Annotated in this window: 13 protein-coding genes; 5 read left to right on the top strand and 8 right to left on the bottom strand. The window is 53.3% G+C overall.

Going from position 1 to position 20701, the window contains the following annotated elements; translation table 11 throughout:
- The first annotated feature begins 19 nt into the window (after positions 1 to 19).
- Complete coding sequence (locus QTO31_RS09590) at positions 20 to 1195, top strand: CaiB/BaiF CoA transferase family protein (RefSeq protein WP_301428922.1); 1176 nt, start codon at positions 20 to 22, stop codon at positions 1193 to 1195.
- A gap of 34 nt (positions 1196 to 1229) precedes the next feature.
- Here QTO31_RS09590 and QTO31_RS09585 read toward each other — a convergent pair whose 3' ends face one another.
- Together QTO31_RS09585 and QTO31_RS09580 are read right to left on the bottom strand one after the other, a co-directional pair.
- Positions 1230 to 2057, bottom strand: a complete 828-nt coding sequence (locus tag QTO31_RS09585) for a cyclase family protein (RefSeq protein ID WP_301428921.1) — start codon at positions 2055 to 2057, stop codon at positions 1230 to 1232.
- 152 nt (positions 2058 to 2209) lie between these two features.
- On the bottom strand, positions 2210 to 2746 hold the full coding sequence (locus QTO31_RS09580; protein WP_301428920.1) for an OsmC family protein: 537 nt from the start codon (positions 2744 to 2746) through the stop codon (positions 2210 to 2212).
- Between the two features lie 181 nt (positions 2747 to 2927).
- Here QTO31_RS09580 and QTO31_RS09575 point away from each other — a divergent pair, with 181 nt between their 5' ends.
- Both QTO31_RS09575 and QTO31_RS09570 read left to right on the top strand, forming a co-directional pair.
- The gene (locus QTO31_RS09575) at positions 2928 to 6041 is read left to right on the top strand and encodes a histidine kinase N-terminal 7TM domain-containing protein (RefSeq protein WP_301429457.1); all 3114 of its coding nucleotides are present in this window, start codon (positions 2928 to 2930) and stop codon (positions 6039 to 6041) included.
- Between the two features lie 10 nt (positions 6042 to 6051).
- A complete protein-coding gene (locus tag QTO31_RS09570) occupies positions 6052 to 6318 on the top strand; it encodes a hypothetical protein (protein WP_301428919.1) in 267 nt (88 codons plus the stop codon).
- 36 nt (positions 6319 to 6354) lie between these two features.
- Here the strand turns inward: QTO31_RS09570 and QTO31_RS09565 are convergent, their stop codons facing one another.
- Both QTO31_RS09565 and QTO31_RS09560 read right to left on the bottom strand, forming a co-directional pair.
- Complete coding sequence (locus QTO31_RS09565; protein ID WP_301428918.1) at positions 6355 to 7695, bottom strand: MFS transporter; 1341 nt, start codon at positions 7693 to 7695, stop codon at positions 6355 to 6357.
- A 560-nt stretch (positions 7696 to 8255) separates the two neighbouring features.
- Positions 8256 to 8951: a hypothetical protein gene (locus tag QTO31_RS09560; RefSeq protein ID WP_301428917.1), complete on the bottom strand. Its 696-nt coding sequence runs from the start codon at positions 8949 to 8951 to the stop codon at positions 8256 to 8258.
- 569 nt (positions 8952 to 9520) lie between these two features.
- Here QTO31_RS09560 and QTO31_RS09555 point away from each other — a divergent pair.
- Entirely contained in the window at positions 9521 to 10465 is a 945-nt protein-coding gene (locus QTO31_RS09555) for a peptidylprolyl isomerase (protein ID WP_301428916.1), read from the top strand.
- Positions 10466 to 10851: 386 nt separating this feature from the next.
- Positions 10852 to 12555 carry a TolB family protein gene (locus tag QTO31_RS09550; RefSeq protein WP_301428915.1) on the top strand — a complete coding sequence of 568 codons (1704 nt, stop codon included), beginning with the start codon at positions 10852 to 10854 and terminating at the stop codon, positions 12553 to 12555.
- Between the two features lie 116 nt (positions 12556 to 12671).
- Here the strand turns inward: QTO31_RS09550 and dnaG are convergent, their stop codons facing one another.
- The 4 genes from dnaG to smc all read right to left on the bottom strand — a co-directional run bounded on the left by dnaG (position 12672) and on the right by smc (position 20342).
- Positions 12672 to 14636 (bottom strand): DNA primase, encoded by a 1965-nt coding sequence (dnaG, locus tag QTO31_RS09545; RefSeq protein ID WP_301428914.1) that lies wholly within the window; start codon positions 14634 to 14636, stop codon positions 12672 to 12674.
- Between the two features lie 241 nt (positions 14637 to 14877).
- Positions 14878 to 15951, bottom strand: a complete 1074-nt coding sequence (locus tag QTO31_RS09540; protein ID WP_301428913.1) for a deoxyguanosinetriphosphate triphosphohydrolase — start codon at positions 15949 to 15951, stop codon at positions 14878 to 14880.
- Between the two features lie 207 nt (positions 15952 to 16158).
- Complete coding sequence (locus tag QTO31_RS09535; RefSeq protein WP_301428912.1) at positions 16159 to 16782, bottom strand: hypothetical protein; 624 nt, start codon at positions 16780 to 16782, stop codon at positions 16159 to 16161.
- Positions 16779 to 20342, bottom strand: a complete 3564-nt coding sequence (gene smc / locus QTO31_RS09530; RefSeq protein ID WP_301428911.1) for a chromosome segregation protein SMC — start codon at positions 20340 to 20342, stop codon at positions 16779 to 16781. The genes QTO31_RS09535 and smc overlap by 4 nt, the downstream gene beginning before the upstream one ends.
- Positions 20343 to 20701: the final 359 nt, after the last annotated feature.

Here is a 20701-nt window from a genome sequence, read left to right as displayed (position 1 = left end):
ATCTGAAAAAGGTGTGTTTATGACTAGTGCTTTATCCGATCTGCTCATTCTCGATTTTAGTCGGGTCCTCGCCGGCCCTTACGCTACCATGGTTCTCGCCGATCTGGGTGCGCGTGTGATCAAGATCGAACAACCTGGTCTTGGTGATGAAACGCGCCAGTGGGGACCACCCTTCACCGAGGATGGACGCAGTGCGTATTTCATTGCCGTTAACCGCAACAAACAGAGTGTGACGCTCAACCTCAAGCATCCAGACGGTCAGGCCATTGCCCGCACTCTCGCCCAACGGGCCGATGTTCTGATCGAGAATTTCTTACCGGGGACAATGGCGCGGCTAGGACTGAGTTATGACGATCTGCGAATCGTCAATCCGAGACTGATCTACTGTAGCATTACCGGCTATGGTCAGTACGGTCCTGATGCGCACCGACCCGGCTACGACACCGTCATTCAGGCTGAAGGCGGATTGATGAGCATTACCGGTGATCCAGACGGTCCACCGATGAAGACTGGGGTTGCTATCGCCGATATTACAACCGGTCTCTACGCTACGACCAGTATTCTGGCCGCACTTCATTATCGAACGCTAAGTGGCGAAGGCCAATACATCGATCTCGCTCTCTTCGACGTCCAACTCAGTTGGTTGGCAAATGTCGCCTCGGCATACCTGATTTCTGGTCAACCACCACGACGGTACGGTAATGCCCATGCTACGATTGTACCTTACCAGCCCTTCGCCGCTGCCGATGGTTACATCATGATTGCCGTCGGGAATGACCGACAATTTGCCCGTTTCTGTCAGGTGCTCGACCGTCCTGAGTGGGTGACCGATGAACGGTTTGCCACGAATCCGGCTCGGGTCATCAATCGTGAACGTTTAATCGCAGCTATTGCCGAGATCATTGCCCGTGAACCGGTTGCGGTTTGGGTAGAAAAGTTGCATGCTGCTGACGTGCCGTGCGGGCCGGTCAACGACATCCCTACCGCGCTTCATAGTCGCCAGGCCCAGGCTAGAGCAATGGTACAGCAGATTGATGGCATACGGATGGTTGGCCCGGCGCCTGTCTTCAGCGCTACCCCTGCGACCATTCGCTCGGCGCCGCCTGTGCTTGGCGCTGACACAGAGGCTGTACTGGCAGAATTTGGCTATTCTGCCGAACAGATTCGTCGCTTCCGTGCAGAGGGCATTGTATAGGGGCGAGGTTCCAGACTCGCCCCTTCTTTGCACATCACCACAACGCAAACACCCGGCTCGGCCCGCCGGAGCCAGCGGCAATCTTCGGTGCACCGACCACTAATGTTGCCCCGCTGGGCGGAATAGACTCCAGATTCGCCAGATTCTCTAATCCCCAACGATTGGTTGGCAACAACGTATAGTGAACAGCAAACGTCGTTGACGGGCCATGGTCAAGGCTTAGCGTATCAACTCCAATTCCACTGATGTTACGCTCGGTAAGTAGAAAATCAATTGCATCCTTCCCAAAACCGGGAAAATGCATCACCCCACTCGAATCAGTGTTACGGAACAGCTCCACCGAATGAGCACGTGCGCCCCAACCACTGGCCATCAGTACTGCTGCATTATTGGGAATTCGACCGTACCGTCGCTCCCAGGCCCGAATATCATCCGGGGTAACCACCGTATCGGGATCACGTGCAGCGCGTTCGGTAATGTTGATCACGACCGCCGGGACGACCAGTGATCGCACCGGAATTTGATCGACGAAGAGGCCGTTGGGCGCAAAGTGCACCGGCGCATCCATATGGGTGCCCGAATGCTCCCAATAATTCAAGATGCTGCCGTAATAGCCGTCGCGGTCGTGGAAGACCACCGGTGTAATCTGAAACGGCGCCGCACCGGGGAAGAGAGGAAATTGGGTTCCTAACAAATGGGTCAGATCGGCAACATTCTGAAAACTTACCCGCGTGCTGGTGGCTGCTTCAGCCGTAAACGGCGCGGCTACGGCTGTAACCGCTGCCCCTAAGCCAAATTTGAGGAGACTGCGCCGACTGATTTCGGGTGACTGGATCGACTCGATGAAGCGCGGTGGACACATACAACCTCTCCTTTTCAGATACTTTCTGCAAATCACACCGTCAACGTATCAGCAGAAGCGAGTTTTCAATCCACCTTTTGCAACCAATACTTACCGAGAGGGGCATCGGGCAGAGAATGCGATCGCCTCTTCTGACCATCGCTCCCAGAGCTTCAAGCCTCAATCCGCTCTACCTGTCCGTGGAGTGATTGTGGTTGCAACACCGCCAGCAAGACCGGACAAAGGCGTTCGAGATCGGATTGAAGGGCTTTCATCTCGGCATCACTGACATCACCGCGATACCGGATCGTATATTGCAGATCAGTGGGTGCCACCGGCACATCAGTGCTGACGGCCAGCGCACCGCGATAATCGATCTGACCACTGACTTCAACCTGTAAATCATCGATTGCCAGTTCACGATCAGCGGCAATTGCTAGCGCAGAATGCGCAATGCAACTGGCCATTGCTGCCAGCAATAGCTCAGGCGCATTTGGACCAAGATCATAACCACCGAGGGCTGGCCCCGAATCGCTCAACACCGTATGATCGCGTATCCGCACCGGACGTAAACCTGTGCCTGCTGCAACTGTAACAGCGGCGCTCAACCTGACCGGTGTCACTTGCTGATCCCGTAACCGATCACGAAACGCAGCCAGCGCCTGCCGCTTACGGACTAAAAACTCTCGTAAACTCCAAATCGGAGCCATAGATGCCTCATCGCAGTGCTACTTGTTGAGAACCCAGGGATTGGTAATATTATGACCGAGAGCAATCTTTCTGTCAAATTAACGACTCCGTGAAGGCTATTTCCGGCTACAATGATGGTGAAACACAAGGGTGCGTAATCTTTTTGGCGCCAATCTCTTCAGACGCACCGGGGGTAAAGGAATGGTGTTCAACCTCAACATAACAATTGTTCTGCTGTGCATCGTCTGCCTTGTTGCAGGAGGCGTAGCTGTTTATCTCTGGCCACGCCGTAGCAGACCGGGCGGGGTTGCATTTTTGCTTATGTTAGCTGCCGTCATTATATGGGCTGGCGCGGATGCACTGGAATTAGCATCAGCTACGCTGGAACAGAAATTGTTCTGGCGCGTAGCCCAACAATTCGGCATCGTCTTTCTACCGCCAAGCTGGCTGTTATTTGCCTTTAGCTATCTCGACTTTCAGCCCTGGAACCGATCACGGGCACGTTGGTTGCTGTTTCTCATACCTGGTATTACCCTCGGTGTTGCACTTACCAATCCCTGGCACCGTCTCTTCTACAATGAAGTATTGTTGAGTGCCGAGATACCACCTCAACTCAGGGTGATTCCTGGATACTGGTACTGGTTTCATATCGGCTATTCATACCTGTACCTGACCAGTGGTCTGGCTCTGATCGCCGGCGCGTTTTGGCACGCTTCACCGCTCTTTCGGCGCCAGATGTTATTACTGGGCATTGGGTTCCTTTTCCCGTTTTTATCAAACTGGACATACCTCAGTCAGGTCACTTATCTTGGCGTTGATCTGACACCGATTTCGCTCCTACTTTCAGCGCCTTTCATCTTGTCTGGACTATACCGGTATCAATTCTTGAACCTAACCCCCATTGCTCGCAACCGTCTCATCGAGGTCATGTCTGATGCGATGATCGTTATCGACGAACAACAGCGCATCGTCGATCTGAATCCTGCTGCCCAACAACTCTTCGGCTCTTCAATGGCAATCAACAATCGTCTAGAAACTGCCCTCAAATGGCCATCGTTACTAAAAGCAGTTGGTTCAGCCGAGCCAGTACGGCTCGAACTCGATTATCCTCCCCACCCTGAACGGTTCTTCGACGTGATAATCAACCCTATCGAAGGGTATCAAGGGAAGTCGAGTGGTCACGTGTTGCTGTTTCGCGAGACCACTGCCCGTAAGAAAGCCGAGCAAAGCCTGCAAGAGGCTCTGCGTCGTTTTACCGATATTATCGAACAGACACCACTGGTTGCCATCCAACGTGTTGATCGTCACGGTGTGATACTAGAATGGAACCGGGTATGTGAGCAATTTTACGGCTACACGGCAGCCGAAGCTTGTGGTCAACGTTTGCAAGATTTGATCCTGACCGGTCAGGAGATAAGCGAATTTGAACATTACATCGAACAGATTTGGCAAAGCGGTCAGGCTCTTCCCCCACGAACCTGGCAAATCCGTACCAAAACCGGTGATGTGCGTTGGATGTATTCAGCGATGTTCCCACTCTTCTTTCAAGGGCAGGTCAGCGATATTGTCCGTATGGAAGTTGATATTACCGATATTCGGCGGGCAGAAGAGAGCGTCCGTCGCCAACGAGATCAACTCGCTGCCCTTCACCGACTTACCCTCGATTGGCTACACTGCCGTGAGATAGATGACCTCTTGCAGGCAATTACCGATAGCGCTTACAAGTTGCTCAAAGTGAGCTACGCCGAGTTCCTGTTAGTTGAGGATGAGCAAACGCTTGTCATCCATGCATGTACACCTCCGTCATCGGCATGGACATCACGTCGTGAAACTCCTTCTACTGCTGTCTTGTCATGGCGTGCATATCATACCCGCGAACCGGCTATCGTTCTCAATTACGCTGAGTGGCCGGAACGCTCATCTGCGTATGAGTCGTTCCATTTTGGACCAGCAATGACCATTCCGATCATCGTTGAAGATGTATGTTTGGGTGTTCTGGGTGTGGCCCGCAATCAACACAGCTCGCCCTTCACGACGGAGGAGATTCAATTTGCGATGTTGTTATGCCAACTGGCTGCACTGATCCTCGACAATTCCAAACTGTACGCTGCTGCTCAGCGTGAAATTGCCGAACGTCAACAGGCCGAGCGTGAACAGGCAAGATTGCAGGCCCAATTGCTTCAGGCACAAAAGATGGAGGCTATCGGTCAATTGGCCGGTGGGATCGCTCACGATTTCAATAATCTTCTGACCGTCATTACCGGCAATGTAGAGTTAGCTTTGTTAGAAATAACCCCCGATCACCCAATCTATCCCGAACTTGAATCGATACGACAGAGTACAGTTCGGGCCAGTGAGCTGATACGGCAACTATTGACGTTTGCCCGCCGCCAGCCAGGTCAACCGCAAGTGATCGACATCAATCGCCAGATTCGTAACACGATGAGCATGATGAAGCGTCTGATAGGCGAACACATTGATTTACAACTCGAATTGAGTGATGCAGTAGAAAAGGTAAAGATTGATCCGAACCAGTTTGAGCAGGTACTGATTAATCTGGTAGTGAATGCCCGTGATGCAATGCCAGATGGCGGTCAATTAACGATTCGCACGACCAATCAGTATATCTCTGCTGATGATATTCCGCCACTCAGTCAGGCTCAGGCTGGCCGATATGTTTTACTATCAGTATGTGATACCGGCACTGGCATCGATGAATCCATTCGCGAACATATTTTTGAACCATACTTCACGACCAAACCGATGGGTAAGGGAAGTGGGCTGGGATTAGCTATTTGTAGTGGTATTGTGACCCAGCACGGAGGTTTTTTCAACGTTGATAGTCAGCCAGGTGTTGGAAGTTGCTTTACCGTTGCCCTACCGGTAGTGTCTGCCGATAGTATAGATGTCAATACTGACGTAATTGACAGTGAGAACCCGTGTGAGAACATTGATCGTGAAACGATCTTACTGGTTGAAGATGAACCTGGAGTACGACAGATGGCAGCTCGTCTGCTCCGCGAACATGGGTATACTGTTATAGAAGCAACTAATGCGCAGGAGGCAATAGCCATTGCGCAACAACACGAAGTCCATGTGTTGATAACCGATGTCGTATTACCACACGGTGATGGGATCACACTAGCCCATCATCTTCAGGCGTCTTTCCCGCAGATACGGGTGCTCTTAATGTCAGGATACATGCAACATATCATGCCAAACGGCAACGCACCACCATTTCCGGTGTTGAGTAAACCCTTCACCCGTCATCAGCTTCTGGCCATGATTCGGCAAACCGCAAGACCGACATGCTGAGAGGTGCCCTATGGAACAGATCGGTGGAATCCTGATTGCGGTCGTCACGACCGTTCTTCTCGGACTGATCGGATTTGCCGCCTGGCGGTATTGGCGCGAGCAGGTGAACATTTCACCAGAAGATGAAGAGCATCTCCGTGAGATTGCCGAACTCAACGAACGACAGGCCCACCGGATCAGCGATCAACAATTGCGTACAATGATAGACCCGGACAAAGCATGGCAGATCATGGTGCAACGAGGTCGTAAAAATACTCGTCGTCGCTCACAATCGTAGGGGGCAACCACTTAGGTTGCCCCTGGTGCCGGCCCATCATACGTGCGCTGGCGCCTCATTTCCGGCCTCGGCTGCTGCTTTGCGCACGTTAACGAACAGCAGTAAGAGAAATCCACTAACAAAGAAGATAATCAGTGAGACAATCGCAATGCGATAGCTTGTGGTAAGCTGGTACGCTATCCCGAACAGTAGTGGTGCCAGCCAGCTTGTACCACGCTCGCCAACCTCGTATAGGCTAAAGTATTCTGCCTCCTGGCCTTTGGGTATCATCAACGAGAAGAGCGAACGGCTGATCGCCTGGCTTCCCCCCAATACGAGTGCGATTGCCGCACCCAGGGCAACGAACTGTGCTTCGTTATTAGCTGGCATAACGTAAGCATAACTGACCACCAGCGTCCAGATTACCAGACTACCTAACAGGACACGCTTTGATCCGAGCCGGGTCGCCAGTGCACCAAAGATCAACGCACCAACAAAAGCCACAAACTGCACCATCAAGATGGTGGCAATGCGGGTAGACTCCCCAATGCCGAGTTCTTCGGCGCCAAACTGAGCGGCCAGGGCAATAACAGCCTGAATACCGTCGTTGTAGAGCAGATAGGCAGCCAGAAATAGCAACGTCTGTGGATAACCGCGCATCTGGCGAAAGGTATGTGCCAACTGACGAAAACCGACTGTCAAATAGTTTTCGCCTGGCGGCAACTGGCGAACCGCACCCCGATTCTGAAGTGTCCACATCGGAATCAGGGTAAAGATCGCCCACCACATCCCTGCCGACACCAGACTGATGCGTACTGCCATCGCACTCTCTACGCCAAACGACTCGGCATTGAGGAAGAAGACCAGATTGGCAGCCAGGAGCAATCCACCACCGAGATACCCAAGGGCCCATCCTTGTGAAGAAACCGCGTCACGCCGTTCGGCACTGGCAATATCTGGCAAGAAGGCATTGTAAAAGACAATCGAGGCGCCGAAGGTGAGATTGGCAATCAGAAACAAGATTCCACCTAACAAATAGTTTGTACCCTCGAGAAAGTAGAGGCCCATTGTCGCAAACGCACCTGTATAAGCAAAGATAGCCAGCATTTGCTTACGGGCGTTGGAATAATCGGCGATAGCGCCGAGAATAGGGAGAAAAAAGACCTGTAACAAAACCGAGAGCGACACAACATAGGGGAAGAACGATCCGGCTGCCACCGGAATCCCAAAGGGGTAGACAAATCCATTCACATCAGCCGCATTGCGGGCAATTGAGGTCAGGTATGGCCCTAAGAAGACAGTTACAACTGTGGTCGAAAATGCTGAATTCGCCCAATCGTAGAAGTACCAACCGATCTGTTCCCGACGATTGTCAACTACGGATGCTACCACTGCCATGCAAGCTCCTTCACATCACTGTTGCTCCAGGTGAGCAGGCACGAACTCACTCGCCAAGAGCATCTATAAACACTTCAGTCCACCCGGCGTTGCTATTGTACCACGGTAGTAGTGAGGACAATGAGGGGAGGGTGGGTAATGTTGCCAACGGATGCTGCAATAGTGCCTGACGATTTCTGTAAGTGCGTGAGTTTCCGTCTTCGTTAGGTAGGTAAGAATTGCGCCTGACACGGTTGAACAAGGGTGTATCCTGTCTCAACCACCTCACATCGGTGTATAAACGATTACATACCTTGTTAGCGCACGCAGTATTTACTGAAAGCTGTCGATGGTCTGGTGTACGGCGTAATCTTCCAACGACTCAAAAAGTCCATAATGTAGAAAGGGTCGGGCAGGTTATCGCTTTTCTGAAAATTCGCTTCTTTGGGTGTGGGAATGATATTCCAGAGTAAATTGTGTGCCACAAAACATCACGGGAGCAAGTAGCTGGGCGAAACACTGTCTTTCTGGAGTAACTGACCGGAGTAAATGTAGGCGAAATTCTTCTTATAGACAAATTTTTAAGACAAGTGTCCTGGGAGAGAGTCTTTTGTCTGTGATTCAAAGAGTTTTTCAGCAATACTCGGAACGTTTGGGTTATTCTTCTGCAAATAATTGGTCAAATGACGCAGGCAAAACTTAGTTAGAACGCTTCGATGTCGTTGAAGGTAGAGCTGCCAGCCAGGGTGAATTTCAATAGCAGGAGCAGGAATATTCACAAATCTGTAGAGACAGGGCTGAGGGCTAGTAAATGACCAATCAGCAAGATCACGAATTCGACGGTTGCATTCCTGATCTTTGAGACCACGCAAAGCTTGATCAAAAAATGGACGAATGAAGCGGTAAGGAACATATCTTTCAAGGGAGCGGATTTTTCGTCCGATGTTGTCTTCTTGCTGGAGATGAGTGAGGACGGTCTGAATGATACAATCACGGGAACTATCGATGTCCAGGCTTGAATTCTTTATTAGGAGATCGATCAATTTTTTTAGCTGGTCATTATCACCCAATGAAAGTCTTAGGTCATTGACTACATACCAGGCGTGGGCGATCATGCGTGCCAGCAGCGAATCTATCTCGAAAACTCGCTCGTCGTTTTCATTTACACTTTCCAGTAATGCCAGAAACCAGTAAAACTTGTACGAAGTAGTAACGTGCTCGAAACTGTTTGCCAAAGCGGCAATGGGAAGTGATGGCGACGGAGTTATCGAAATCATAAGCTGATTTTTATGGTCTTATGGTTTCATTACCACTTCTGAAACAATTTCTCTGCCGTCATCCGATTGTGCTCTGGCACTTGTCCAAGAAGTGACTGTTTCGGCGAAAGCCTCATGATACGCACTTATGATGTCGTATGAAGTATTATACCACCTTGTTCGGTGATTGACCAGGAGACCTGTAAACATTTAAGTCTTTTCAACGTTCTTTTCTTATCCAATAACGATGATGAAGAAAACCAGATACGAGCTTAGGCAAGAGAAGTGAAACGAAGAAGCGAGTTCCTTTCTTTGTTCCACTTGCGAAAGACCTTGGCGATTATACTGGCTTCACCGTGTATTTCAGATATTCACCTTGTGGCTTGTTCTTCATCGAAACAACCACCTTGTTGCAGCATCTGCATTGCCAAACCCTTCAGGGTGCAGTACAGGCGTGTGATACGTTTCCTGGCGGTATACAAAACGGAAGATAGCCACCTGCCGTTCAGGAATATGTGGTACGATACCCGTATTACGGTGCGTCAATTGTGGGCACCTGCTTTGTGGTTTAGAAGGAGTTTTTTGTGAGTATGAACTGGTCGCTTCGGCATACGGTATGGATCGGATTAGTCGTGAGTCTGATGCTAACTGCCTGTAGTGCACCATCAGGCCCAACCGTTGCCGGTTCATCAACGACGAACATTCCTCCGGCGTCATCGACGCCGACCCGATCATCTTCGGCGCCGGCGGATGCGATTGCACGAGTGGGGGATGCCTTTATTTTGCGGCGTGATTTTGATCGGTTTTATCTGCCGAATAGTGATGTTAAGGCGATCCTCGATCAGATGATCGATGTTGAACTGGTTGTGCAGGCTGCTCTAGCCGAGGGCGCGACGATTGATGAGTCGGTCATTGATGGCCAGGTTGAGCAGTTGCGGCTGGCGCAGGCGGGGGGTGATGATGCCCAATTTCAAGCCTTCTTGCAAGAGAATAAGATTGCCGATGTGCAAGAGTTGCGCCGTCTCTTGGGTCGTGATCAGTTGATCGAGCAGATGTTACTGAAACACACGACGGCTACACAGGTGCGCGCTCGCCATATTTTGGTTGCCGCAGCGCCTAACGAGGCTGAGAGTCGGAAGGCAGCCGCAGAAGCTATTTTAGCCGAATTACAGGGAGGAGCCGATTTCGCGGCGCTTGCGCGTACACGTTCTGATGATCCAGGATCGGCGGCGCAAGGTGGGGATCTGGGCTGGGCACCACGTGGAGTCTATGTAGCGCCGTTTGATGAGGCGGTCTTTAGTATGGCGCCAGGTGAGTTGCGCCTTGTGCAGACTGATTTTGGCTGGCATATCATTGAAGTTATTGAAGGGCCACAGGTACGCTCGTTTGATGATCGGGCATTTCTGGAGACGCCTGCTGGCCAAGAGGCGTTTAGTACGACGTTTCTGCCGTGGGTTGCTGAGTTGCGGAAGGCGGCTGAGGCTGCAGGTAAGATCGAGATTTTGGTTGATGTGACCACGCTTGCCCAGCAGTAAGGTTCAGTGTATTGGCGGGCGATAGCGGTTACGCCATGGCGATCCGCTTCTGTGTGCTACAGCGCTTTTCGTCGTTCTTTCTTTCCCTGCTATGGTGATGACAGAGAAGGGGAGGAGCGTGATCGCGGTTTCCCAATCTGCCTCCTTCCGCTCTCTCACAGAAAGGAAGGAGGCCGGGATGAAGCAGCACTTTCTTTGAACGGTGTGAAACTCCTTGGGTTCTCACCTCATGCCTCTCCGTGCGATGGCGGTTATGATTGGTGCGCAACTCATTGGCGGTGTGCGCACGTAGCCGCGTTTCATTCTCGCCCGATGATGCGCGGGAACCGGTTTCAGGCCGCGTTCGTCATGATAGAGACAGGTATTTTGAGCAGAGGGAGTGTCTCATGCTGCGCCATCTTTGGGTGTTGTTTCTGTCATTATTGGCTGGATGCGCAACGGCTATATCGCCTACTCCAATACCATCACCCTCTTTACCTTCCGCTTCGCCAACAGTTACCGAACCTATGGCAACTCGTGTGGTACCAACGGCGGTACCAACACCTTCACCGACAATAGTGCCAACAACTGAACCAACACTCGTTGCACAACCCAACCTCATTGCTCCAGCATATCCCGCTGAGATACTGTTTTTACGTGAGAGAACGTTAGTAGCGTTTGATCTGGTTAGCGGTCGAGAGCGCACTTTGGCGTCTGAGGTGCTTGATTGGGCAGTCGATGTTAGTGGTCGACAGATTGCCGTTGTGACCGATCAAGGTATCAGTATTGTTGATCGGGCGAGCGGTGCTGTGCGTGGGTTGATCGATGGTCGCATTGCATATAGCTTGAGCTGGACTCCAGATGGCCTGGCGCTCGCGTATGCTGCTGCGTCTCAGGAACCAATCCTGCCATTCGATTGGGAACGGTGGAGTCGCTGGTGTACTGTGGCGACTGTCTATATTTTTGATGTGCCGACAGCGACTGAGCGTGCACTCGGGCCGGGATGTGATCCCAGTTTCGCATCGGATGGCCGTCGTCTGGCTTTCGCAACGCCTCCAACAGCTCAGCCGTCGTTCTTATCTTTTGTTGGCGAGCGGAACGCTATTCGTTTGATCAATCGTGCTGGTGCGAACGAGTGGATTTTTGCTATTGCCGATGGTTCGCCCGAAACGGGTCTCGTTGTCTATGCACCGGTGTGGTCGCCCAATGCGCGAGAAGTGGCGTATCAACGTTTTTTGGGTTATCAGGCCCTCGTGGACATCAACCTGACGATGATTGCCGATAGTAGTGCCGGTGGTGGTGTACCGACGCTGGCCGGAGCCGGCTGGCATCGTCCGCCAGCTTTTTCGCCTGATGGAAAACAACTGGCGCTGGTGGAGTATAACTTTAGCGATGCACGAGGCTTTACCGGCTATGATGTATGGAAGCTGTACCTGATTGAAATGCTCGGAGAACGTAGTGAGGCTTTACCAAATGGGAATCTGAGGCTGCGTGGTCAATTGACGATCAGGTTGCCGCGAGTCACGGCTGCGACCTGGGCGCCTGATGGGAGTGCATTGGCAGTGATAGTACCGTCAGCGTGGAACCCGAATGCCGATCCGAATGCTCCGCTGTATACCGATATGGGAACGGGCGAAATCTGGCAGGTGTCACCGTTGGGTGAACCACAGCGACGGTTGGTGACGGGCGTTGATTATGCCAGTCGCCTGGTCTGGGCGCCGGCGGGTCTGGTGACTGCTCAGACTATCGCCGGGGCAATTATGTTTCCTGGCGATTGGGAATTATTGCCGACAACCCAGGCAACCGATTTGGCAGCAACCTATCGAGGGCTGTTTCTCGGTCGGCGAAGCGTTACCGACCCAACTCTCCTCAGTGCTGACCGATGGGCACAAACGGTTGTCGATTGGGTAACAGTTATCGAGAGTGAAGCGCCTTATCAACTTCCTGATGGAAGTCAACTTGTAACGTTTCGTGGTCAGCGTGCTGATGGCACTTCTGTTGCCGGTGTAGCTCGCCTTTCCGGCACCGTGATTGTAATCAGTATTGCGCCGCAAGCTGAGTGGCCGGTGTATCGTGCACAGGGGATTGCGCTCGCAATGGCGGCCCGGTAGCAGAAATGACCTGCCGGAGTCGGGGCGTCCTACCGCTTTCGAGATTGCCACAGCACGCCTCAGTGTTTGTACAGTGCGCAGAGCTATCGCCAGGAGATACAAACTGCTGAAAAATGTCATTGTCCAAGGAGATTGCGTAAATCGGGAAACGTACTCGACTGACGTGGCCGAGTGATCTGTTCGACATAGGTACTGAGATCGCATATGTGCTGTATTACGCGCTGTAGTTCCTCTTCGTCTGTCAGATCGTTCAGCCGCTCTCTGTAACGATGTATCCGCGCCATCACCTGGGCTTTGCGAAGCATGCGTGCGCATTGCTCAGCCTCATGACGATACCGCACGTCGTCGGGGCGGCGGGCGAGGATCGTCAGGAGTTTGCTAGCTTCACTGCTCAGCGGCTCACCTAGCGTCGTGATCCAAGCCTGCAAACTGTCGGGGTCGGTGGGTCGTAATTCAAGCGGCGTTGCCAGATAGGCCTGCCAGATGGCCTGGTGGATCGGTTCTTCGAGCAGATCTTCTATGCCAGCACCGAAGATGTCGCCTATCGCAGTGCAGCGCTCGGCATAGCTTTCCAGGAGACGTTCAATCGCCATATCAACAGAAGGGTAACGAAGAGCCAGTGCCAGGAGATAGGCTTCAGTATCACGTCGATGTTCATCGATTGGTGGCGGTGCGGTTGGCGGTGGTGCCGGTGGCGGCGATGAAGATCGAATACCGCGATGCCGCTCGTTTCGCCGGGGCGGTTGGATTCTGGCCCGTAGCAGATCAACGATCAACTCACTACGTACACCGGTGAGTTGTTCAACGCGAGCTACGTACACGCGCTGCGCAGCACCGTCAAGTTCACTCAGCAAGGGAATAATCCGCTCGAGCGCGAGGCGCTGTTGGGCCGGATCATGCAGGTCAAGACCGGCAGTGTACGCTTCCAGATAAAAATCCATCACTGGTGTGGCATTGTCAACTAACTCTTTCCAGAGCTGTGGATCGGCAGCGATGACCTCATCGGGATCGCGCCCGGCAGGTAAGCGAATGATACGGATGGTTACATCATTTTCCAATCGGACAATCCCCTGCGCGGTGGTGACAAGCCGACCTTCACCTTCCTCTTCGGTGGTTGTGCGGATGGTTTCCAGCCCACGGAGGGTTGCTTTCTGCCCGGCAGCGTCGGCATCCAGGGCAAGGTAAACCTGATCGGTGAGCCGTTTGAGCTGGTTGATATGTGCCTTGCTCAATGCTGTACCGAGCGGTGCCACTACATTGCGAAAGCCGTATTGATGGGCAGTGATGACATCGACGTACCCTTCAACGATAATGACCCGGTTAGCAGATCGAATGGCATCACGCGCCAGGTCTAACCCATAAAGTACCTCGCTCTTTTTGAAAAGCGGTGTTTCTGGGGTATTGAGATATTTGGGCTGAGCATCACCTAATGCTCGCCCGCCAAAGCCAATCACCTCACCACGTATATTGCGGATCGGGAAGATGATACGGTTGCGAAAGCGATCATACGGCCCGCGTTCACTGGGAATTGCCAGACCTGCGGCAATAATGTCTTCAACGCTATAACCTTTCTTCTCGTGCAGATAGGTAAAGAGATGAAGCCAGTCATCGAGACTGTACCCGATTTGAAAAGCGTCAATAGCGTCGCGATTGATCCCACGTTTGGCGATGTACTCACGGCCAGGCTCACCACGGCCGAGGTTCAGAAGCACGTAGTTAAAGTAGCGTGTCGCAACACCGTTGATCTCGAGTAGACGTGCCCGACGGGCATCTTCTTGCCGTTGGATATCGTTTTTCGGTTCGAGCCGAATCCCTGCCCGCTCGGCTAGCAACTCCAAGGCGCCTTTGAAATCCAGCCCCTGTTTCCGCATCACAAAGTCAAACACCGTGCCTGATGCATGACAGCCAAAGCAGTAGAAACTCTGCGTGTCGGGGTAGACGTGAAACGCCGGGGTACGGGTGTTGGGATGGAACGGACAAAAGCCGACAAAACTACGTCCGCTGCGGCGTAGTCCAACACCCATCGAGTTGATCAGATCAACGATGTCAACATTGGCTTTAATATCGTCGATCACGCTCATAGCGCCTCTCGTTGCTACGCCCAACGTAGCGTGCGGTCGTCAGCTTTCGGCGTCACCAGGCTCTCGGCCCCTCTCACCATCGCGAGACGAAGGAAGTACCGCAACCTGATCATACGTCTGACCTGCTTCCCTTGTCGCGGGAAGGCCGCTATCTTTCGGTTCCGCCGGCATCCTTCCGTTCCCGTCAGCGGGAGGCGCAGCAGGCACCGAACGAATACGGGGCGACATGTACAGACAGAGACTACGGTGTCGCTCCCCAAGTACGCGGCACGAAGATTTGCTTGAACACTGCCAGCGCATAGCGATCAGTCATCCCTGCAATGTAATCAACGACAGCCTGCTCAATTGGTTCCCCCCGTCGCTCGACAATTGTCCGTAGTTCGATGGGAATTGCCTCCGGGTGGCTGAGAAAGTATCGATACAAGGTTTCGATGACGAATGCAACTTTCTCATTTTCCTCCGTTGCCTCCGGTCGCCAATAAACGTGTTGATAGAGAAAGTCACGCAATTTGTTGGTAGCCGCCAGGATTGGCGGACTCATTGTCAGGACAGGTGGATCGGGTGGTATTCCCTCGCCAGTAGCCCACCAGTTATGATAGATCAGATCGCTCACCATGGTTGTCAGTAGTTCGCTTGAGCTGTTGCCTAGCACGTCGGTACACTCAGGCGGTAAATCTTCCCTGCGTAGAATACCGGCGCGGATCGCGTCGTCAATGTCGTGGTTGATGTAGGCAATACTGTCGCACAACTTGATAAGCTGCCCTTCCAGGGTTTTGGCCGTCCCCCATGCCGTAGCGGTAATGTCACGACGTGCTTTTGAATGAAGATGAATCCCCTCGCGAACGGCATACGTTAGATTGAGACCGGCCCCATCTCGTTCGAGCACTTCGACAATTCGGCGTGATTGCTCGTTGTGGCGAAAGTGACCAGGACAGATACGGCTTAATGCTACTTCTCCAGCATGACCGAACGGGGCGTGACCGAGGTCGTGACCAAGCCCGATTGCTTCGGTCAGGTCTTCATTCAAGCGTAAGGCACGGGCAACGGTTCGGGCAACCTGTGTCACTTCCAACGTGTGCGTAAGTCGGGTACGGTAGTGGTCGCCAAGTGGCGCGATGAAAACTTGTGTCTTGTGTTTAAGCCGTCGGAATGACTTGGAATGTAAGATACGATCACGGTCGCGTTGGTACGCCGTGCGAATCGGGCATGGAGGTTCGAGGGTGTCGCGTACAGCATCAACACTTCTGGCAGCGTATGGTGAGAGGATTTGATCTTCGAGCGCTTCGCGCATTTCACGAACAGAAGGACGAGTCATAACTTTACTCCACCGAGCGAGTTGGCTACTGCCATTGTACTCGATCAGGGTTCTGGGCTGGACTAGGGATGGTGGAGGATACCGGAACATGCCATGCGTGTTTGACCCGGTTCCTCACCGTTTGGATCATTGTCTCTCTGTCCATCCTTATTCCAAATGTAGAAAAGGAAGGGGTAGCACTACTGGCAAGAGCGCTGGAAATCATCCCTACGACACTGTTCCGCCTTGGGAAGCAGAACGTTCCCGTAACTGCGTAGATGAAATATCGCGGCGGAAGAGGTCTTCGGGAATCGGGGTGAAGAGCTGTGCATAGGCGACCGGTAGCGTAAGATCGGCGAGGGTGTAAAATCGTCCGTCGATTTGACGACCGGCGACAAAAAAGCGACAGTTGGCGGCAGCAATGGCTGCAAACGCAGCCAGCATTGCGGCTTCGCTCCCGTAGTAGGCTGGCGTAACGAGCCGTAGAGCTGTGTCGTAGCCCATAACGAAAGCACGACCAGGGTAAAGACGAGCCTTCTGCACGAAGAGTGGTGCCGCGGCCAGAATGACGGTATGGCGCCCTGCAAATTGAGCGACGCGGCGATTGATTTCCAACAGCGATAGCTCACCTTTGTCGGCGTTACGTACCGTTAGCTCGAAATGTACCGGCTGGCCGGTCATGACGACGACGGCGCGTTGCATCCCAAGATGCCCTTCGTGCAGGGGGTTGAAACTGCCGGGTAGAATCGCACCTGGTGGTGGATCATCAATTCGCACGTCACCGGTAGGCGTAATGGTGAGCGAACCGATCCGTCCGCTTAGAAGCCCGCTCAATTCAGTAGCACTAATCATATTCCTGCTCCCACATACCCGGCAACACGCAGCGAAACGACACGTGATGCGCTATCATCACCCATACTCACGCCGTAGAGGGTATCCGCTACTTCGATCGTACCACGATTGTGGGTAATGACGATGAACTGAGTGCGGTCACTGAGGCGTCGCAACATCTCGCGGAAGCGCCCGATGTTGCTCTCATCGAGGGCTGCATCGGTTTCGTCGAGAATGCAGAATGGGCTAGGGTTAACTTTCAGAATAGCAAAGAGGAGTGCCACGGCGGTCAGTGTTCGTTCACCGCCGGAAAGCAGGGCAATGTTTTGCGGACGTTTTCCTGGTGGCCGGGCAACAATTTCGACCCCTGTAACCGACCGTCGGCCATTGTTTTCTTCGCCATCGGTCGTTTCGACCAGTTCAAGGCGTGCGCTGCCCCCTCCAAACAATTCCTGGAAAACGGTACTAAACTCGGTGGCAACGGCATGGAAGGTGTGTTGGAAGCGTTCGTTCATGGTGCTGTCAAGTTCATTAATGAGTTGATGGAGCGTTGCACTGGCCGCTCGCAGATCGGCAGCTTGGGAGGTTAGGAAGGTGTGACGGTTGGCCGCCTCTTCATACTCCTCGAGCGCCAGCGGGTTCACGACACCGAGCCGCAATATTCGAGTGCGCAGCGTCTCGATAGCTGCCGGTAGATCATCTATTGGCGGACTATCGTCGGAGGGTGGTGTCTGCGTCAGATCGATACCATCGGCTGCGGCTCGCTCGAAGAGGGTATCGAGCCGATCGGCTGCGCGTTGGGCTTCGCGAACCAGGCGACTATATTCGGCTTCGGCGGCCCGCAGATCAGCGGTGGCTTGTGCTTCGGAGGTTTCCAGTTGAGCCAGTTCGACCTCTGCTGCATGAATTTCGGCTTCGGTTGGTTCGATCTGAGCACGCACCATGTGTAGCTCGGCCAAAATTTGCTCGTGGCGCGTCAGCATTGAGCGGTAGGCCGCTTCACGTTCGGTACGTTGGGGATGGAGCGCATCGAGAGTAGATTCAAGTTCGCGGTACTGATGATCGAGGTCGGCTAAAGTACGCTGATGACCGGCGAGTAGTTCAGCGAGCATCTGCCGTCGGCTTTCGGCAGCCGATAGCTCAGCCCGCAGGTGAGCTAGCCGCTCTTGAACAGCCCGGTCGTGGTGCGACTGTTGCTCTTGCTGTTCACGCAGTGCTGCCAGATCGGTCTCGGCAGCAATCCGCTCGTTGTGCACATCGTGCCGACGTTGTTGCAGGATTGTCATTTGTTCTGCCAGGGTGTGGAGTTCCTGGGTGAGCCGCTCCTGCTGCGTTACAAGCCATTGATGTTCCTGTTCGAGTTGTCGCACACGACGTTGGGCATGTTCGACACCGTTGCGTGCCGCATCAAGTCGGCGTTGTGCTTCACGTTCAGCCTGTTCGGCGCTACGTAACCGCGAGACAGCCGCTTGCAATTCCTGATCAAGCGCCGAACGTCGTTCATCAATTGCCGACAACGTGGCCCGTGCCTGTGCTACCAATTCTGGTAATTCGCGTAATTCACGTTCACGGCGCAGTACACCACTCTCTTTCGTCGGTGCGCCACCGGTCACAGCCCCGCTACCCTGCACCTGTTCACCGGCCAGGGTGACGATAGTCCAACCTGGTGGAAGATGACGCAATTCGTTGCGCGCAGTCTCCAGATCGGCCACCACCAGAATGCGGCCGAGCAATTGTTCGACGACGACCGTATAATGGGGATCATACGTGACGAGCTCGGCTGCAACACCGATAACGTGGGGCGAGGCAGGAGGCCGACGAGTATCAGGCGGACGGCGTAGCGTATCAAGGGGTAGAAATGTTGCACGCCCGGCACCGGTACGGCGCAGTTCAGCGATGGCCTCTTCAGCATCGCGCCATTCCTCAACCACGATGTGTTGCAAGCGGGCACCGAGTGCAACCTCAATAGCTGTCTCTAGCTCAGGGGGGACACGGATAATCTGCTGAACTAACAAAAAGCCACGCCGCCGGTTTCGTTCCGCCCATTCGAGTGCTGCTCGTACACCAGCAAATGTTCCGGCATGCGAACGTGCTAGTCGACTTAAGGCTTCCAGACGTGCCTCACGTTCAGCCAATGTATGGCGACAGGCAGCCCGCTCCTCATCCACTGCAGCACGTGCCTGACGCAAACGATCAATCTCCTTTCGGGTGTGTTGAACCGTCGCGTGACTGTTTTGATACGCCTGCTCGGTGGCAGCCAGAGTCTTTTGCGCTTCTTCAAGCGCAACCTGGGCAGCAACCATTGCTTCAGAAGCCTGCTGCAAAGCCGTTTTCACGCGCTCGATCTCGGTCTGCAAGCGGCGCTGTTGTGCTGAAAGCTGATCGATCTGACTGAGCACGGTAGCTTCAGTGCGCGCAGCCTGTAATGCGCGTTCCTGCGCAGCTTTGATCTGAGAAGTGAGGATGGCCCATGCTTGTTCATCAGTTTGTTGTTTATGCTCTGCCTGCGCAAGCTGGTGACGAAGCGCCGTCAATTCTTGTTCAACTTGTGTCAACTGTGTAGCAACTCGCTCACATTCCTGGGCAGTTGTGTGTTGGTGGTCGGCCAATGTCGTTAATTGTCGTTCAATCTCTTCACTGCGCCGCGACAGCGCAGCCAGTCGTTCGTTTTCAACAGCCAGATCGCGTTGTAATGCCTCGGCTTGCTGATGAAGCTGAGCAGCTTGATGATGTAATGCGCTTAGCACTGCGCGTCGTTCACGTAAAGCAGTCCGATGCACGTGAAGCGCGGCTGTGGCTTCACTCTGCACAATACGCAGACGGGCGAGAGTATCTTCTGCCTGTTGCACCTGATGTTGGGCCTGCTGTGCCTGAGCCTGGGCTGCCTGCCATCCGGTGTAGTGCCAGCGTGTGAGCAGCTTCTGTAGTTCGGCTTGCCATTCGCGATACTGACGCGCCTGGCCGGCCTGGCGGCGCAGCGTGCGCAGCCGTGGTTCAAGATCGGCCAGCAGGTCAGATACCCGCTGTAAATTCGCCTCGCTCTCGCGTAGTCGTCGCAGAGCCTCGGCTTTACGTAACTCGAATCCGCCGATCTCGGCGGCATCTTCAAACAACCGGCGTCGTTCAGTGGGTCGTAACGTCAGCGCTGCATCAACCAAGCCCTGGTTGATAATCGTGTACGAACCACCGAGCGGTTCAACGGTGGCCAGCAGATCACGGAGCCGTACACGGGCACGGTTGATGAAATACTCATTTTCGCCGGTGCGGGTTACCCGGCGCGTGATAGTGACCTCATCGAAATCGATTGGCAACAGACGATCGCTATTGTCAATCGTCAGTGCTACTTCGGCTAGCCCGGCGGGTGGTCGTTTACCACCACCGGCAAAGAGAAGTTCGCTGGCCTGCTTACAGCGCAGCGCCACCATACTCTGTTCACCGAGTACCCAGCGCACGGCGTCAGCCAGATTCGACTTCCCACTCCCATTCGGCCCGACGATTGCCGTAATTCCCGGCTGAAACTCGAATACAGTACGGGTTGCAAATGTCTTAAAACCCTGAATTTCCAGTCGTTTGAGGTACATTGATCCCTATATCGCTTGTCAGCACTATGCACCTGAAGTTTTTCAACGTTTTAATTTTGGGTGCATCCAACGACCGATCCGCAAGAAGAACGGAGCGACGGTAACCAGCGCCCCTCTCTTCCCTGTCCTTCTTCCAACATCCACGAGCGGAAAGAGGAATGACGGTCAAGTAGGTACCTGTTTCTCATTCGCCCCTATCTCCCATCATTGTCGGGTAGGGAAAAACGTTGAAAATCCCTGCTTACACCAGCCGGATATTGTACTCTAGGCCGACAACGTGGTAAAGTAGATGCTTGATCGGCCTTCGTTGAGCGGCTATAATGAGGCGAGAATATTGCACTGATCATAAACAGATAAAC

The organism is Chloroflexus sp. MS-CIW-1 (assembly GCF_030444705.1).
GTDB lineage: Bacteria > Chloroflexota > Chloroflexia > Chloroflexales > Chloroflexaceae > Chloroflexus.
This window is presented reverse-complemented; position numbering and strand designations above follow the sequence as displayed.

Coding starts and splice junctions, on each gene's coding strand:
- QTO31_RS09565 (WP_301428918.1), bottom strand. CDS start 7,695: ATGGCAGTGGTAGCATCCGTAGTTGACAATCGTCGGGAACAGATCGGT.
- QTO31_RS09540 (WP_301428913.1), bottom strand. CDS start 15,951: ATGACTCGTCCTTCTGTTCGTGAAATGCGCGAAGCGCTCGAAGATCAA.
- QTO31_RS09555 (WP_301428916.1), top strand. CDS start 9,521: ATGAACTGGTCGCTTCGGCATACGGTATGGATCGGATTAGTCGTGAGT.
- QTO31_RS09570 (WP_301428919.1), top strand. CDS start 6,052: ATGGAACAGATCGGTGGAATCCTGATTGCGGTCGTCACGACCGTTCTT.
- dnaG (WP_301428914.1), bottom strand. CDS start 14,636: ATGAGCGTGATCGACGATATTAAAGCCAATGTTGACATCGTTGATCTG.
- QTO31_RS09575 (WP_301429457.1), top strand. CDS start 2,928: ATGGTGTTCAACCTCAACATAACAATTGTTCTGCTGTGCATCGTCTGC.
- QTO31_RS09535 (WP_301428912.1), bottom strand. CDS start 16,782: ATGATTAGTGCTACTGAATTGAGCGGGCTTCTAAGCGGACGGATCGGT.
- QTO31_RS09590 (WP_301428922.1), top strand. CDS start 20: ATGACTAGTGCTTTATCCGATCTGCTCATTCTCGATTTTAGTCGGGTC.
- QTO31_RS09560 (WP_301428917.1), bottom strand. CDS start 8,951: ATGATTTCGATAACTCCGTCGCCATCACTTCCCATTGCCGCTTTGGCA.
- QTO31_RS09550 (WP_301428915.1), top strand. CDS start 10,852: ATGCTGCGCCATCTTTGGGTGTTGTTTCTGTCATTATTGGCTGGATGC.
- smc (WP_301428911.1), bottom strand. CDS start 20,342: ATGTACCTCAAACGACTGGAAATTCAGGGTTTTAAGACATTTGCAACC.
- QTO31_RS09580 (WP_301428920.1), bottom strand. CDS start 2,746: ATGGCTCCGATTTGGAGTTTACGAGAGTTTTTAGTCCGTAAGCGGCAG.
- QTO31_RS09585 (WP_301428921.1), bottom strand. CDS start 2,057: ATGTGTCCACCGCGCTTCATCGAGTCGATCCAGTCACCCGAAATCAGT.